The organism is Streptomyces sp. NPDC051940, assembly GCF_040680895.1.
Taxonomy (GTDB): Bacteria; Actinomycetota; Actinomycetes; order Streptomycetales; family Streptomycetaceae; genus Streptomyces.
Map to the genome: position 1 here is coordinate 10,050 of NZ_JBFAXR010000076.1, position 18,112 is coordinate 28,161.

The 18,112-nt window shown below is 74.7% G+C and carries 1 protein-coding gene and 1 pseudogene; both read left to right on the forward strand.

Features of this window, described 5'->3' with window-relative positions; translation table 11 throughout:
• Window positions 1-38: 38 nt before the first annotated feature.
• A pseudogene (locus AB0M28_RS25845) lies at window positions 39-16,382 on the forward strand (type I polyketide synthase); the annotation flags it as partial.
• Window positions 16,379-17,977: an AMP-binding protein gene (locus AB0M28_RS25850; RefSeq protein ID WP_365409534.1), complete on the forward strand. Its 1,599-nt coding sequence runs from the start codon at window positions 16,379-16,381 to the stop codon at window positions 17,975-17,977. The pseudogene AB0M28_RS25845 and the gene AB0M28_RS25850, both read left to right, overlap by 4 nt.
• Window positions 17,978-18,112: the final 135 nt, after the last annotated feature.

An 18,112-nucleotide genomic window follows, 5' to 3' on the forward strand; every position in this document is an offset into this window, starting at 1 on the left:
CATCGACACGGTGGGACAAGATGGCCAACGACGACCGGCTCCTCGACTACCTCAAGCGCGTCACCGCCGACCTGCACCAGACCCGTCGCCGGCTGCAGGAGGTCGAGAACCAGGACCACGAGCCCATCGCCATCGTCGCGATGAGCTGCCGCTACCCGGGCGGCGTCGACACCCCCGAGGCGCTGTGGCGGCTCGTCGCGGAGGGACGCGACGCCATCACCGGCTTCCCCACCGACCGCGGCTGGGACATCGGCGCCCTGTCGGGCGACGCGGACACCGGCAGCAGCTACGTCGCCTCCGGCGGCTTCGTCCACGAGGCCGCCGACTTCGACGCCGGCTTCTTCGGGATCTCCCCGAACGAGGCGCTCACCATGGACCCCCAGCAGCGGCTGCTGCTGGAGATCTCCTGGGAGGCGGTGGAGCGGGCCGGCATCGACCCCGACGCGCTGCGCGGCAAGTCCGTCGGCGTGTTCGCGGGCTCCGGCATCCAGGACTACGAGTATCTGACCGGCGCCGCCGGCGAGATCGCCGAGGCGTACATGACCACGGCCAACGCCGCCGCCGTGATCTCCGGCCGGATCTCCTATCTCCTGGGCCTGGAGGGACCCGCCGTCACCATCGACACCGCCTGCTCCTCCTCGCTGGTGTCGCTGCACCTCGCCGCGCAGGCCCTGCGCCGCCGCGAGTGCACGCTCGCCCTGGCGGGCGGTGTGATGGTGATGGCCACCCCCTCCCCGTTCGTCGCCTTCAGCAAGCAGCGCGGTCTCGCGCCCGACGGCCGCTGCAAGGCGTTCGCCGACGCCGCCGACGGCACCGGCTGGTCCGAGGGCGCCGGCATGCTCTTGCTGGAACGGCTCTCCGACGCCCGCCGCAACGGGCACCCCGTCCTCGCCGTCGTCACCGGCTCCGCCGTCAACCAGGACGGCGCCTCCAACGGCCTGACCGCCCCCAACGGCCGCGCCCAGCAGCGCGTCATCCGCCAGGCACTCGCCGACGCCGGCATCTCCGCCACCCAGATCGACGTGGTCGAGGGCCACGGCACCGGCACCACCCTCGGCGACCCGATCGAGGCGCAGGCGCTGCTGGCGACGTACGGCCAGGGACGCGAGGCGGACAACCCGCTGTGGCTGGGATCCGTCAAGTCCAACATCGGACACGCCCAGGCCGCGGCGGGCGTCAGCGGCATCATCAAGACCGTCATGGCGCTGCGGCACGGCCATATGCCCAGGACGCTGCACGTGGACACCCCCTCCAGCCACGTCGACTGGAGCGCCGGCCAGGTCCGGCTGCTCACCGAGGACCGGCCCTGGCCGCGCGGCGAGGAGCCACGCCGGGCCGGTGTGTCGTCGTTCGGGGTGAGCGGGACGAACGCGCACATCATCATCGAGGAGACCTCGGCGGTCGAGGACGAGGCGGCCGACGCCGCCGCTCCCTCGGCGCCGAGCCGGCCGCTGCAGCTCTTGCCGGTCTCCGGGCGCGGCGCGGACGCGCTGCGGGCACAGGCGGGGCGGCTGCTCGCGGACGTGGACGCCGACGCCGACGCGCTCGACGTGGCGTACTCCCTGGCCACTTCGCGCGCCGCGATGGAGCAGCGCGCCGTGGTCCTGGCCGCCGACACGGAGTCCGGCCTCGCGGGCCTGGCACGGCTGGCGGCGGGTGAACTGGACCCGTCGGTGGTACGGGGGACGGCGGGCAAGGGCCGGACGGCGGCGCTGTTCACCGGGCAGGGTGCGCAGCGGTTGGGGATGGGGCGGGAGCTGTGCGAGACCTTCCCGGTCTTCGCGGCTGCCTTCGATGAGGTGTGTCTCGCTCTGGATGCGCATCTGGAGCGGCCGTTGCGGGATGTGGTGTGGGGTGAGGACGCTTCCGTGCTGGAGGGCACGGGGTTCACGCAGCCTGCGCTGTTCGCGTTCGAGGTGGCGCTTTGGCGACTTGCCGAGTCGTGGGGTGTACGGGCGGACGCGGTGGCCGGTCACTCCATCGGCGAACTCGCGGCCGCGCATGTGGCGGGTGTCCTGTCGCTGGAGGACGCTGCGCGTCTCGTCGCCGCTCGCGGTCGGCTGATGCAAGCCCTGCCCGCCGGTGGCGCGATGGTCGCCGTACAGGCGAGTGAGGACGAGGTACGGCCCCTGCTCACCGATGCCGTCTCGCTGGCGGCCGTCAACAGCCCCACATCCGTGGTCGTTTCGGGCGACGAGGCACGGGCGCTGGCGATCGGGGAGCACTTCAAGGCGCAGGGCCGCAAGGCGACGCGGCTGAAGGTCTCGCACGCGTTCCACTCGCCGCTGATGGAGCCGATGCTGGCCGAGTTCGCGGCGGTCGCCGAGTCGGTGACCTTCGCCGAGCCCCGCCTGACCTGCGTGTCGACGGTCACCGGACAGCCAGCCGAGTGGACCTCGCCGTCGTACTGGGTGAACCAGGTCCGTGAGGCTGTCCGCTTCGCCGACGCCGTACAGACGCTCAAGGCCCAGGGCGTCACCCGCTTCCTGGAGCTCGGCCCCGACGGCATCCTCACCGGCCTGGTCCAGCAGATCCTCGACCAGGACGTCGTGGCCGTAGCCGCCGTCCGCAAGGACCGCCCCGAGACCGAGGCCGCGATCAGCGCCCTCGCCCAGCTCCACGTGTGCGGCGTCCCCGTCGACTGGTCCGCGTACTACGAAGGCACCGGCGCCCGCCGTGTCGACCTGCCGACCTACGCCTTCCAGCGCCGCCGCTACTGGGTCGAGGGCAACGGCGCGCCCGGCGACCTCTCCGCCGCCGGCCTGGCTGCCGCCGAACACCCCCTGCTCGGCGCCGTGGTGAGCCTCGCCGAGTCCGGCGGGGTGGTGCTGACCGGACGGCTGGCGCTCCACGCGCAGCGCTGGCTCGCCGACCACCGGGTCGGCGAGGCCGTGGTGTTCCCCGGCACGGGCTTCGTCGAGCTGGCCATCCGGGCCGGTGACCAGGTCGGCTGCGAGCTGCTGGAGGAGCTGACCCTGCAGGCGCCGCTCGTGCTGCCCGAGCGCGGTGCCGTCTCCATCCAGGTCGAGGTGGGACCGGCGGACGCCGACGGCCGCCGCCAGGTGGGGGTGCACTCGCGGCCCGAGTCCCAGCCGGACCAGCCGTGGACGCTGCACGCGCACGGCACCCTCGCGGCCGACCGGGCCGCGCCCCAGGCCCTGTCCGGCAGCTGGCCCCCCGCCGGCGCGGAACCCCTGCCCGCCGAGGGCGTGTACGACGTCCTCGCCGAGGCCGGCCTCCCGTACGGCCCCGTCTTCCGCGGTCTGACCCGCGCCTGGCGGGCGGGACAGGACGTGTGCGCCGAGGTCGTGCTCCCCGAGTCGGGCGGGGCCGACGCCTACGGCATGCACCCCGCGCTCCTCGACGCCTCCCTGCACGCCGCCGTGTTCACCGACGTCTTCACCGGCGCCGAGGGCCCGGTGCTGCCCTTCTCCTGGTCGCACGTACGCCTGCACGCGGGCGGCGCGGGCCGGCTGCGGGTGCGCATCTCACCCGGCGGGCCGGGGGAGATCGCCCTCGACGTGTACGACGAGACGGGGCAGCCCGTGCTCGGCGTCGGCTCGCTGGCGATGCGCGAGGTGAACACGAAGCAGCTCGCCGCGGCCGCCGCCCACGAGTCGCTGTTCAGCGTCGTGTGGAACGAACTGCCCGCCGTCGAGGGGGCTGCCGGTCTCGTGGACTGGGACAGCCTCCCGGCCGACGGCCCCGTCCCGGACACCGTCGTCCTGCACTGCGCCCCCGCGGCCGACGCGGCAGGCGTGCACGCCACGACCGAGCGCGTGCTCGGCGTCCTGCGCGCCTGGCTGGCCGAGGAGCGCTACGCGGGCCGCACCCTGCTCGTCGCCACCCGGGGCGCCGTCGCCCTCCCCGGCGAGGTGCCCGACGATCTGGCCGGCGCCGCGGTGTGGGGCCTGGTGCGCTCCGCCCAGCTGGAGCACCCCGACCGCCTCGTCCAGGCCGACGTGGACCGCCCCGAGGCGGCGGCACTCGCGGCGGCCACCGGCGAACCGCAGGTCGCCGTGCGCGGCTCCGCCGCCTTCGGCGCCCGCCTGGTCCGCCTCGCCGACGACCCCGACCAGCGGGTGACGCCGTCCTTCGGCGACGGCACGGTCCTCCTCACCGGCGGTACGGGAACGCTCGGCCGGCTCGTCGCCCACCGTCTGGTCGCCGAGCACGGCGTACGCAGCCTGCTGCTGCTCTCCCGGCGCGGACCCGACGCCCCCGGCGCCGCCGAACTGGCCGCCGAACTGCGGGCGGCCGGCGCCGAGGTCACCCTCGACGCGTGCGACACCGCCGACCGGGCCGCGCTCGCGGCGGCCGTCGACGGCGTACCCCTGACGGGGGTCGTCCACCTCGCCGGCGTACTCGACGACGTCCTGCTCGCCGACCTCACCCCCGAGCGGCTGCACGGCGTGCTGCGCGCCAAGGCGGACACGGCGCTGCACCTGCACGAGCTGACGCGGGAGCTGCCGCTCGCCGCCTTCGTGCTGTTCTCCTCCGCCACCGGTGTGCTCGGCGCCCCCGGCCAGGCCAACTACGGCGCCGCCAACGCCCTCCTCGACGGCCTGGCCGCGCACCGCCGCGGGCACGGTCAGCCCGCCCAGTCCCTGGCCTGGGGCCTGTGGGCGGACGGTATGGCCGGCACCCTCAGCGAGGCGGACCTGCAGCGGATGAGCCGCACCGGCATCGAGCCGCTCACCGCCGACCACGGCCTCGGCCTCTTCGACCTCGCGCTGTCCTGCGACAGCGCGCTCGTCGTCCCCATTCGCCTCGACACCGCGATCCTCGCCCAGGCCGGGGACGACCTGCCCCCGCTGTTCCGGGGACTGGTACGCCCGCGGCCCACCCGGCGCGCCCAGGCCGCCGCCCACGGGGCGGCCGAGGCGGGCGCGCTGCGGGAGCGGCTGGCCGGGCTCGACCACGACGAGCGGCTCGCCGAACTCCTCGCGCTGGTACGGGGACAGGTCGCCGCCACGCTCGGCTACGCCGGCAGCGACGCCGTCGACGCCGACCGCGCCTTCAGCGAACTGGGCTTCGACTCGCTCTCCGCCGTCGAGTTCCGCAACGCCGTGAGCGCCGCCGCCGGCGTACGCCTGCCCGCGACCCTCGCCTTCGACTACCCCTCGCCGCGCGCGCTCGCCCGCCATCTGCTGGACGAGCTCTTCGACTCGGCGGCGACGGTCGGCGGACCCGCCGTCCGTACCCGCACCGCCACCGACGACGACCCGATCGCCATCGTCGCCATGTCGTGCCGCTACCCGGGCGGCGTCAGCTCACCCGAGGACCTGTGGCGGCTGGTCGCCGACGGCGTGGACGGCATCTCCGGCTTCCCGGAGAACCGCGGCTGGGACCTGGACCGCGTCTACGACCCGACCGGCGAACGCCCGCACACCACGTACGCCCGCGAAGGCGGATTCCTGCACGAGGCGGGCGAGTTCGACCCGGCCTTCTTCGGAATCAGCCCCAACGAGGCGTCGATCATGGACCCGCAGCAGTTCCTGCTGCTGGAGGCCGCCTGGGAGGCGTTCGAGCGGGCCGGCATCGACCCCGAGACCCTGCGCGGCAGCGCCACCGGGCTGTACGCCGGGATGATGTACCACGACTACGCCGCCAACAACAGCACCGGCGCCATCGCCTCCGGTCGGGTGAGCTATGTCTTCGGCCTGGAGGGACCGGCCGTCACCATCGACACGGCGTGCTCGTCCTCGCTGGTGGCACTGCACATGGCCGCGCAGGCGCTGCGGACCGGCGAGTGCTCGCTGGCCCTGGCCGGCGGCGTCGCGATCATGGCGACGCCGGAGGTCTTCGTCGAGTTCAGCCGCCAGCGCGGCCTGTCGCCGGACGGCCGGTGCCGGTCCTTCAGCGCGGAGGCGGACGGTACGGGCTGGGGCGAGGGCGTCGGCCTGCTGCTGCTTGAGCGGCTGTCGGACGCCCGGGCGAACGGGCATCCGGTGCTGGCGGTCGTCCGTGGCTCGGCCCTTAACCAGGACGGCGCGTCCAACGGCCTCACTGCTCCCAACGGCCCCTCGCAGCAGCGGGTCATCCGGGCCGCGCTCGCGGACGCCGGACTGACCACGGCTGACGTGGACGCCGTCGAGGCCCACGGGACCGGCACCACGCTCGGCGATCCGATCGAGGCACAGGCGCTGCTGGCGACGTACGGCCAGGGGCGCGAGCCGGAGAAGCCGCTGTGGCTCGGGTCGATCAAGTCGAACATCGGGCACACGCAGGCCGCCGCCGGGGCCGCGGGGATCATCAAGATGGTCATGGCGATGCGGCACGGCACCATGCCGCCCTCCCTGCACTCCGGGACGCCGAGTACGCAGGTGGACTGGACGGCGGGAGACGTACGGCTGCTGACCGAGGCGCGCGCGTGGGAGACTGACGGACGTCCGCGGCGGTTCGGCATCTCGTCCTTCGGGATCAGCGGAACGAACGCGCACGTGATCATCGAGGGCATCTCCGCGGAGCCTGCGCCGTCTTCGGACGACAAGCCGGAGCCGGCGCTGGTTCCGCTGCTCGTGTCGGCGAAGTCGGCCGCCGGGCTGGCCGGCCAGGCGGGACGGCTGGTGCCGGTGGCGGGGGAGTGCGCGCCGCTGGACCTGGGCTACTCGCTGGCGACGTCGCGGGTGGCGATGGAGTACCGGGCCGTGGTGCTCGACGGCGGGGCGGAGACACTGGCGGCGCTGGCTGCCGGTGACCCGGCTGCGAACGCGGTCACCGGTCGGGTTGTCGCCGGTGGCCGGACGGCGGCGCTGTTCACCGGGCAGGGTGCGCAGCGACTGGGGATGGGCCGGGAGCTGTGTGCGGCGTTCCCGGCCTTCGCCCAGGCGTTCGTGGAGGTCGCGACGGCGCTGGACGCGCACCTGGAGCGGCCGCTGCTGGAGGTCGTGTGGGGTGAGGACCCGGCCGTGCTGGAGGGCACGGGGTTCACGCAGCCTGCGTTGTTCGCTTTCGAGGTGGCGCTTTGGCGACTTGTCGAGTCGTGGGGTGTACGGGCGGACGCGGTGGCCGGTCACTCGATCGGCGAACTCGCGGCCGCGCATGTGGCGGGGGTCCTGTCGCTGGAGGACGCGGCGCGTCTGGTGGCGGCTCGCGGGCGGCTGATGCAGGCCCTGCCGACCGGTGGGGCGATGGTCGCGGTGCAGGCGAGTGAGGACGAGGTACGGCCCCTGCTCGCTGATGCCGTCTCGCTGGCGGCCGTCAACAGCCCGACCTCGGTGGTCGTTTCCGGCGACGAGGACGAAGCGCTGGCGATCGGGGAGCACTTCAAGGCACTTGGGCGGAAGACGACGAGGTTGAAGGTCTCGCACGCCTTCCACTCCCCGCTGATGGAGCCGATGCTGGCCGACTTCGCGGCCGTCGCCGAGTCGGTGACCTTCGCCGAGCCGCGCCTGACGTGCGTCTCCACGGTCACCGGACAGCCAGCCGAGTGGACCTCGCCCACCTACTGGGTGAACCAGGTCCGCGAGGCGGTCCGCTTCACCGACGCCGTGACCAGCCTGCACGCCCTGGGAGTGACCCGGTTCCTCGAGCTGGGCCCCGACGGCATCCTGACCGGCCTGGTCCAGCAGATCCTCGACCCCGAGGACATCACCGTCGCCACGGCGGCGGCCCGCAAGGACCGCCCCGAACCGCAGGCCCTCGTCGCGGCCCTCGCCCAACTCCACGTCACCGGCACGCCCGTCGACTGGTCCGCGTACTACGAGGACACCGGCGCCCGCCGGATCGACCTGCCGACGTACGCCTTCCAGCACACGCGCTACTGGGTCGACACCGAGGAGTACCTGGCCAACTCCTGGATCGGCGCCGGGAGCAGCATGGCCGCCGCCGGTCTCACCGACGCCGGGCATCCGCTGCTCGGGGCCGTCGTGCCCTCCCCGGACACCGACGTGGTCACCTTCACCGGACGGCTCGCGACCGGCAGCCACCCCTGGGTCGCCGACCACGAGGTGCTCGGCAACGTGCTGCTCCCAGGCACCGGCTTCGTCGAGCTGGCGATCCGCGCCGGTGACCAGGTCGACTGCCCGGTGGTCGAGGAACTCGCCCTCCAGGCGCCGCTGATCCTGCAAGGTCGGGGCGCGGCGGTCGTCCAGGTCGTGGTCGGTCCCGCCGACGGCACCTCCCGCCGGTCGGTCAGCGTCTACTCCCGTCCGGAGGACCAGCCCGATCTGCCCTGGACCCTGCACGCCGACGGCGTGCTCGCCCCCTCCGCCCCGGCGCTCGAGGCCGCCGACCTGACCGCCTGGCCGCCCGCCGGGGCCACCCCGCTGGACCTCACCGACGGTTACCCGACGCTGGCCGAGCGGGGCTTCGGCTACGGCCCGGTCTTCCAGGCGCTGAAGGCGGCCTGGCGGCACGGCGACGCGCTGTACGCCGAGGTCGCGCTGCCCGAATCCGAGCACGGCGAGGCCGAGCGGTTCGGCCTGCACCCGGCGCTGCTCGACGCCTCGATGCACGCCGCGCTGGTCGACGGCACCGGCGGGGACGAGACCGTGCTGCCGTTCGTGTGGCGGGAGGTGTCCCTGCACGCCAGTGGTGCGCCCGCCGTCCGCGTGCGGATCACCCAGCCGACGCAGGAGAGCCTGTCGCTGCAGGTCGCCGACGCCACCGGGGCGCCCGTCGCCACGGTCGGCGCCGTGGTCGGCCGGCCCGTGTCGCAGGAGCAGCTCAGCACCGCGCCCGGCGCCGACTCGCTGTACCGGATCGCCTGGCAGGCGCTGCCTGCACCGGAGGGTGCCGGCTCGCCCCACACCGCATGGGACCGGCTGCCCGCGGACGGGCCGGTGGAGGGCGTCGTCGTCCTCGACTACGCGCCCGAGGGGGACGACGTACCGCAGGCCGTCCGCGAGTTGGCGGACCGGGTGCTGGCCGTCGTACAGCAGTGGCTGGACGAGGAGCGCTTCGCGCAGGCCACGCTCGCCGTGGTGACCCGGGGTGCCGTGGCGGCCGTCGACGGCGAGGACGTGGACGTACGGCAGGCACCCGTCTGGGGACTGCTGCGCGCCGCGCAGGCCGAGAACCCGGGCCGGTTCGTACTGGTCGACACCGACGGAGACGTCGCCGCCGCCCTCGCCTCCGGAGAGCCCGAGACCGCCGTACGCGACGGGCAGCTGTTCGTACCCAGGCTGGCCCGGCTCCAACTGCCGGACGAGCTGGACGACATGCCCTTCGACCCGGACGGCACCGTCCTCATCACCGGCGGCACCGGAGGGCTCGGCGCGCTCGTGGCCCGGCACCTCGTGCGGGAGCACGGCGTACGCCATCTGCTCCTCACCAGCCGCCGCGGTCTCGACGCACCCGGCGCCGCCGACGTACGCGACGAACTGGGCGCGCTCGGCGCCGAGGTCACCGTCGCCGCCTGCGACGTGTCCGACCGGCAGGCGGTCGCGGACCTCCTGGACGGGATCACCCCCGCACTGCGGGCCGTCGTCCACGTCGCGGGCGTCGCCGACAACGGTGTGGTCGGCGCGCTGACACCCGAGCGGATGGCGGCCGTCCTCGCACCGAAGGCCGACGCCGCATGGCACCTGCACGAACTCACCCGCGGGCTGGACCTGACGGCGTTCGCCATGTTCTCCTCCGCCGGCGGTCTCGTACTGGCCGCCGGCCAGGGCAACTACGCCGCCGCGAACGTCTTCCTCGACGCCCTCGCGCAGCACCGGCACGCCGCCGGACTGCCCGCCACCGCCATGGCCTTCGGGCTGTGGGGCATGAACACCGGAATGACCACGCGGCTCGGCCTGGCCGAGCAGCGCATGGCCGCACAGGGCCTGCCCGCGCTCCCGCCGGACCTCGGGCTCGCCCTGTTCGACGCCTCCCTTCGCTCCCGGCATCCCGCTTCCATCCCCCTGCGCGTGGACGCCGGGGTGCTGCGCGGCCGCGGCGGGCAGATCCCGTCGCTGCTGCGCAGCCTCGTACGCGCACCGCTGCGGCGCGCGGCGCACACCGCCGCCGCGGCCACCGGGCTGGCCGAACAGCTCGCGGGCCTCGGCCCGCAGGAACGCACGGCCGCCCTGCAGGAGCTGGTGTGCGCCCAGGTCGCCGCGGTCCTGGGCCACGCCTCCAGCGACGCCGTCGAACCCGAACGGGCCTTCAGCGAGCTGGGCTTCGACTCGCTCGCCGCGGTCGAGCTGCGCAACCAGCTCGGCGCCGTCACCGGGCTGCGGCTGCCCGCCACGCTCATCTTCGACTACCCGAGCGCCGAGGCCGTCGCCGCCCATATCGCCGAGGAGCTCGCCGGCGGGGAGACCGCCGCCCCGGCCCGGGTCCAGCCCGCCGCGGGCGCCCGGCCCGCCGGCGACGACCCCATCGCGATCGTCGGCATGGCCTGCCGCTACCCGGGCGGCGTCACCACGCCCGAGGACCTGTGGCGGCTGGTCGCCGACGGCGTCGACGCCATCGGCGACTTCCCCGAGGACCGCGGCTGGCTCCCCGAGGTGTACGACCCGGAGCCGGGCACGCCCGGCAAGACGTACGTCCGCCGCGGCGGATTCCTGTACGACGCCGCCGACTTCGACGCCCGCTTCTTCGGCATCTCGCCCAACGAGGCGCTGATGATGGACCCGCAGCAGCGGCTGCTGCTGGAGGTCTCCTGGGAGGCCGTGGAGCGCGCGGGCATCGACCCGGCCGCGCTCAAGGGCAGCCGGACCGGGGTCTACGCCGGGCTGATGTACCACGACTACGCCCTCGGGGTGGAGGCCGCGGCCAGCACCGGCGGCAGCCTGGTCTCCGGCCGCACCTCCTACACCCTCGGCCTGGAAGGGCCCTCCGTCACCGTCGACACGGCGTGCTCGTCGTCGCTGGTGGCGCTGCACATGGCCGCCCAGGCGCTGCGTTCCGGCGAGTGCACGCTGGCGCTCGCGGGCGGTGTGGCGGTGATGGGGACGCCCGGCATGTTCGTCGAGTTCAGCCGTCAGCGCGGTCTCGCACCCGACGGCCGCGCCAAGTCCTTCGCCGCCGCCGCCGACGGCGTGGCCTGGGGCGAGGGCGCCGGCGTCCTGCTCCTGGAACGACTGTCGGACGCCCGCGCCAACGGACACCCGGTCCTGGCGCTCGTCCGCGGCTCGGCGCTCAACCAGGACGGCGCCTCCAACGGCATGACCGCCCCCAACGGGCCCTCCCAGCAGCGGGTGATCCGCGCGGCCCTCGCCAACGGCGGCCTGACCACGGCCGACGTGGACGCGGTGGAGGCCCACGGCACCGGCACCACGCTGGGCGACCCCATCGAGGCGCAGGCGCTGCTGGCCACCTACGGCCGCGACCGGGACGACGGCGATCCGCTGTGGCTCGGTTCGGTGAAGTCCAACATGGGCCACTGCCAGGCCGCGGCCGGCGTCGCCGGTGTGATCAAGATGGTCGAGGCGATACGCCACGGGGTGCTGCCCCGCACGCTGCACGTGGACGCGCCCTCGGACCAGGTCGACTGGGAGGCCGGCGAGGTCCGGCTGCTCACCGAGGCGCAGCCCTGGCCGGACCGGGCGGACCGGCCGCGCCGGGCGGGCGTCTCCTCGTTCGGCATCAGCGGGACCAACGCGCACGTGATCGTCGAAGAGGCGCCCACCGACGGGCAGCCCGCTCCCGCCACCGCGACGGACGACCCCGCCGTGATCCCGTGGGTGCTCTCCGCCAAGTCGCCGGAGGCGCTGACGGACCTCGCGGAACGCCTCCTCGCACACGCCGCGCGGACGGACGACGCCCCGGCGGACACGGGCCTGTCGCTCGCTGCCACGCGAACCGCGTTCAACCACCGCGCCTGCGTACTGGGCACGGACCGGCAGTCGCTGCTCCTGGGACTCACCGCACTGGCACAGGGGCGCAACGCGCCCGCCGTGGTGCAGGGCGTCAGCGAGCGGACGGGTCGGACGGCGGTGCTGTTCACGGGACAGGGCGCGCAGCGTCTCGGCATGGGCCGGGAGCTGTGTGAGACCTTCCCCGCCTTTGCCCACGCCTTCGACGAGGTGGCCGCGGCGATCGACCCGCACCTCGAGCGGCCGTTGCGGGATGTGGTGTGGGGTGAGGATGCCTCCGTGCTGGAGGGGACCGGCTTCACGCAGCCTGCGCTGTTCGCTTTCGAGGTGGCACTTTGGCGACTTGTCGAGTCGTGGGGTGTACGGGCGGACGCGGTGGCCGGTCACTCGATCGGCGAGCTGGCCGCGGCGTACGTGGCCGGGGTGATGACCCTGGAGGACGCGGCCCGTCTCGTCGCGGCTCGTGGTCGGCTGATGCAGGCCCTGCCGGCCGGTGGGGCGATGGTCGCCGTACAGGCGAGTGAGGATGAGGTACGGCCCCTGCTCACCGATGCCGTGTCGCTGGCCGCGGTCAACAGCCCGACCTCGGTGGTCGTTTCGGGCGACGAGGCCGAAGCGCTGGCGATCGGTGAGCACTTCAAGGCGCAGGGTCGCAAGGCGACGCGGCTGAAGGTCTCGCACGCCTTCCACTCGCCGCTGATGGAGCCGATGCTCAAGGACTTCGCGGCGGTCGCGGAATCGGTGACTTTCGCCGAGCCCCGCCTGACCTGCGTCTCGACGGTCACCGGCGAGCAGACGACCGCCTGGACCTCGCCCGAGTACTGGGTCAACCAGGTCCGTGAGGCGGTCCGCTTCGCCGACGCCGTACAGACCCTCAAGGCCCAGGGCGTCACCCGCTTCCTGGAGCTCGGCCCCGACGGCATCCTCACCGGCCTGCTCCAGCAGAACCTCGAGCCCGAGGACATCACCGTCGCCGCGGCGGCCGCACGCAAGGACCGCCCCGAGCCCCAGGCCCTGCTGACCGCACTCGCTGAACTGCACGTCACCGGCGCCCCCGTGGACTGGACGGCGTACTACGCCGGCGCGCGCCGTGTCGACCTGCCGACGTATCCCTTCCAGCGCACCCGCTACTGGGTCGACCCGGCCACGTCCTCCGGCGACATCGCCGCCACCGGACAGGCCACGGTCGGCCACCCGCTCCTGGCGGCCGTCCTGCCGGCGCCGGACTCCGACGCGCTCACCTTCACCGGACGGCTGTCCCTCGACGCCCAGCCGTGGCTCGCCGACCACGCCGTGCACGGCGGTGTCCTGCTGCCGGGTACGGGGTTCGTCGAACTCGCCCTGCAGGCGGGGGAGCGGACCGGCTGCCCCGTGCTGGAGGAGCTGACCCTGCACGCCCCGCTCGTCCTCCCCGAGCGCGGCGGCGCCGCCCTCCAGGTGCTCGCCGGGGCGACCGACGACCAGGGACGCCGGTCCGTACAGATCTACTCCAGGCCCGACCGTCCCGAACAGAACCACGACGAGGCGTGGACCAAGCACGCGGAAGGCGTGCTCGGTTCCGCCGAGGAGCGGCCCTGGGCCGGTCTGGGCGAGGCGTGGCCGCCGGCCGGCGCCGACGCGCTCGACGCGGACGGGCTCTACGACCAGCTGCACGAGCGCGGATTCGGCTACGGCCCCGTGTTCCAGGGGCTGCGGGCCGCCTGGCGGCACGGCGACGCGCTGTACGCCGAGGTCGCGCTGCCCGAGCAGGGGCAGGCCGAGGCGGCGGAGTGCGGGCTGCATCCGGCGCTGCTGGACGCGACGATGCACGCCCTCGGGTTCGGCGGGCTCGGCGCCGACGAGGACCAGGGGCAGGCGCTGCTGCCGTTCGCCTGGTCCGGCGTGACCCTGCACGCCGCCGGGGCCACGGCGGTGCGGGTGCGGCTGTCGCCCGCCGAGGGCCAGCGCAACGCCGTACGGATCGACCTGGCGGATCCGGCCGGGCATCCCGTGGCGACCGTCGCCGCGCTTCTCCTGCGTCCCGTCGCGCCCGAGCAACTGGGCGGCGGCGGACACCGCGACTCCCTGCTGGCCGTGGAGTGGAAGCCCGCCGCGCACGGCGCCCCGCCCGCCTCGTGGATCATCGCGGGGCCCGGGCTCGAGGTGCCCGGGGCCCCCGTGGTGCCCGACCTGGCGGCGCTCCCGGCGGACGACGTCCCCGAGGTGGTCGTGTGGCCGGTGCCCGTCGGGCACGGGCCCGACACGGAGGTGCCGGACCGGGTACGGGCCGCGACCGGGGCCACGCTGCGGACCGTTCAGCAGTGGCTGGCCGACGAGCGGTTCGCCCGCTCACGGCTGATCGTCGTCACCCGCAACGCCCTGGCGGTGGACGACCGCGCCCCCGTCGACGTCACCCACGCGCCGGTCTGGGGTCTGCTGCGCGCGGCCCAGGCCGAGAACCCGGACCGCCTCGCGCTGCTGGACCTCGAAGGCACCGCGTCCCCCCGGGCCTTCGCGGCGGCCCTCGCCTCCGGCGAGCCGGAGGCGGCGGTGCGGCGCGACACCGTGCTGGTGCCCCGCCTGGCCCGCTCGGCGGCGGCTGGCGAGGCCGCGCCGTGGGACCCGGACGGCACCGTCCTGATCACCGGCGGCACCGGCGGTCTGGGCGCGCTCGTCGCCCGGCATCTGGTGACCGGGCACGGCGTACGGCACCTGCTGCTGACGAGCCGCCGCGGTCCGGACGCGCCCGGCGCGGCGGGGCTGCGCGACGAACTGGCCGCGCTCGGCGCCGAGGTCACCATCGCGGCCTGCGACGTGTCCGAACGGCGGGCGGTCGCCGAACTGCTCGACGGCATCGGTACGGAGCACCCCCTGCGCGGTGTGGTGCACGCGGCCGGCATCGCGCACAACGCGCTGGTCGCCGCGCTCACCGAGGACCAGGTGGATCGGGTCCTCGCCGCGAAGGCCGACGCCGCCTGGCATCTGCACGAGCTGACCGCCGGGCTGGACCTGACCGCGTTCGCGCTGTTCTCGTCCGCCGGCGGGCAGGTGATGGCCGCCGGGCAGGGCAACTACGCCGCCGCGAACACCTTCCTGGACTCCCTGGCCCAGCACCGCCGTTCCCTCGGGCTGGCGGGCACCGCGATGGCCTTCGGTCTGTGGGACGTCGACACCGGCCTCAGCCAGTGGCTCGGCGAAGCGGACCTGCAGCGGCTGCGGCGGGCGGGGACGCCCCCGCTGTCGGAGGAGGAGGGCCTGTGGCTCTTCGACGCGGCGGTGGCCGCCGACGCGGCGGCCTTCGCACCGCTGCGCACCGACCCGGCGGCCCTGCGCGCCCGTACGGACGAGATCCCCGCCCTGCTGCGCGGTCTCGCCCCCGCCACACGGCGCCGGATCGCCGCGGCGGCCGGTTCGCCGGCCGGGTCGCTGCGCGCCGAGGTGCGCGGGCTCGACGCCGCCGGGCGCGAACGGGCCGTGCTGGCCGTGGTGCTCGCGCAGGCCGCCGAGGTGCTCGGCTACGCCGACGCGGGCGCGCTGGACCCCGCGGCCGGGTTCCTGGAGTCGGGCTTCGACTCCCTCACCGCGGTCGAACTGCGCAACCGGATCAACACGGCGGCCGGTCTCTCGCTGCCCGCCATGGTCGTCTTCGACAGCGGCAGCCCGGCCGAGTTCGCCCGGCTGGTCGCCGAGCGGCTCGCCGACGACAGCGCGCCCGCCGAGACGTCAGGCACCGCCCAGGGAGGCGGCGAGGACACGCTGTACCAGCTGTTCCTCGACGCGATCCTGGCCGGGCACGTGCAGCCGGGCCTGGCCATGCTGCGCTCGGTCGCCGCGATCCGGCCCGCCTTCACCGCCGCGGCGGACCTGGACCGGCTGCCGCAGGCCGTCGGTTACGGCACCGCCCAGCGGGACGGCGGCGCCCCGGCCGGCCCCCGGCTGATCTGCCTCAGTACCCCCACCGTCGCCGGCGGCGTGCACCAGCACGCCCGGCTCGCCGCCCGGCTCTCCGTCCCGGCGTGGGGTCTGCCGACGCCGGGCTTCGGCCGGGGCGAGGCGCTGCCGGAGTCGTTCGACGCGGCGGTCGACGTGCTGGCCCGGGCCGTGCTGGAGACGGCCCAGGGCGAGCCGTTCGCGGTGCTCGGGTTCTCCTCCGGCGGGCTGCTGGCCCACGCCACCGTCGCCCGGCTGGAGCGCGAACACGGGGTGGCCCCCGCGGGCCTGGTGCTGGTGGACACGTACCGGATGGGCCCCGCCAACGACGCCATCTTCGACCAGATGGCGCTGGCCGTGCGGGAGAAGGGCAACACGCTGGGCGCGTTCAGCAGCGCCGAGCTGTCCGCCATGGGCCGGTACGTCGAGCTGCTGCCGCAGTACCGGCAGCAGGAGATCGCCGCGCCGGTGTTCTTCGTGCGGGCCGGTGACATGTTCCAGTTCGGCGAGGGCGCGGACCCCGGCGCCGCGGAGGAGCAGACCGGCGTGGCGGGCGACCCGGCCGGCACCGGGGACGACTGGCAGGCCGACTGGGACGGCGACGCCACCGTCGTCACGGTGCCCGGCACCCACTTCACCATCGCCGAGCAGGACGTCGACACCACGGCCGCCGTCATCGACGACTGGCTGTCAGCCCTACGAACAGAGGTGGAACTCCCGTGATCCCGACCCGAACACGCCCCGTCACCGGGCACGACTCCGCCCAGCGGATGCACGAGTTCCTGCTGGCGGCCGCCCGGGAGGCGCCCGACTCGCCGGCCGTCATCGAGCCCGGCGAGGCGGGGGTGCCACGCGTCCTCTCCTACGGCGAACTCCTGCGCAGGACCCACGACTACGCCGTCGCGCTGGACGGCCTCGGCCTGGACATCGGCGACCGGGTGATCATCGAGTCCGACACCTCGGGGCCGGCCGTGGGGCTGCTGCTGGCCTGCTCCATGCTCGGCCTGACCTTCATCCCGGTCAGCCCCGAGGTGCCCGACCAGCGGCTGGCGGCGATCATCGACGCGGCGAAGCCCGCGCTGCACGCCCAGCGGGAGGACGGCAAGCGCACCGGCATCCGCGACGGTGTCGCCCTGGTGCGCTTCGGCCCCGGCGGGATCACGGTGGACCGGGCCGCCCCCGCCAAGCAGCGCCGGCGGCGGATCTCGGTCGGTACCGACCCGGCGTACATGATCTTCACCTCGGGCACCACCGGCCGGCCCAAGGGCGTGGTGATGAGCCACCGCGGGGTGCTCTCCTTCTACCGGGGCATGCTGGCCTCGCAGATCATCACCTCCGAGGACCGGCTGGCGACCTGCTCCCCGCTGCAGTTCGACTTCGCCCTGCTCGACATCGGCCTCGCCCTCGGCAGTGGCGCGCTGCTCATCCCCGTACCGCGGGAACTGGTGCACTGGCCGCGGCGTCTGGTGCGCTACCTCGCCGACACCGGCGCCACCCAGGTGGACGGCGTGCCGTCGGTGTGGCGGGGGATGCTGCGGCACGAGGCGGCGCGGCTGGCGGCGCTGTCCGGGCAGATCCGCGGCGTGCTGTACTCCGGTGAGGCGTTCCCGCTGCCCGAGCTGCGCGCGCTGCAGGGCCTGCTGCCCGGGGTGCGGGTCGTCAACTGCTTCGGCCCCACCGAGGCGATGGCCTTCTCCCTCACCGAGGTGCCGTACCCGGTGGCGGAGGGCACCGGGACCGTCTCCATCGGCTACCCCTACCCCGGGGCCGAGATCCTGCTGGTCGACGACAACGGCCAGGTCGTTCAGGAGCCCGGCGACGTCGGCGAGATCCACTTCCGCGGCCCCTCGCTCTTCACCGGCTACTGGGACGACCCGCAGGCGACCCGCGCCGCGCTGGTGCCCGACCCGCTGTGCCCCGAGTCCGGCCAGCCGGTCTACAAGTCGGGCGACCTGGCGTACCGGGGCCACCACGGCGAGCTGTACTTCGCGGGCCGCGCCGACCTGCAGGTGAAGATCCGCGGCAACCGGGTGGAGCTGGGCGAGATCGAGCGCCGCCTCGCCGAGTTCCCCGGCGTGGAGGCCGCGGCCGCCGTGGTCAGCACGGCCGAGGGCGACGACCCCGAACTCACCGCGTTCGTCGTCCCGGTGCAGGACGCCGACCTCGACGAGAACCTGCTCAGCACCTTCTGCAAGCAGGCCCTGCCCGCCTACATGGTGCCGCGCCGTGTCCATCTGATCCCCGGCATCCCCGTCACCGCCAACGGCAAGACCGACCGGCGCCAGCTGCTGGCGCGGATCACGGGGAACAGCGGCTGACCCGCGGGGACCGGCGGCCGGATCACGCCCACGCACAACCGGCGCACAAGGCCGCCCCGCTACCACGGTGACCGTCGTGACGTATGCCCGACATCCCGCCCCCACCCGGGCGTACGCGCGACGTGCCCCCACCGT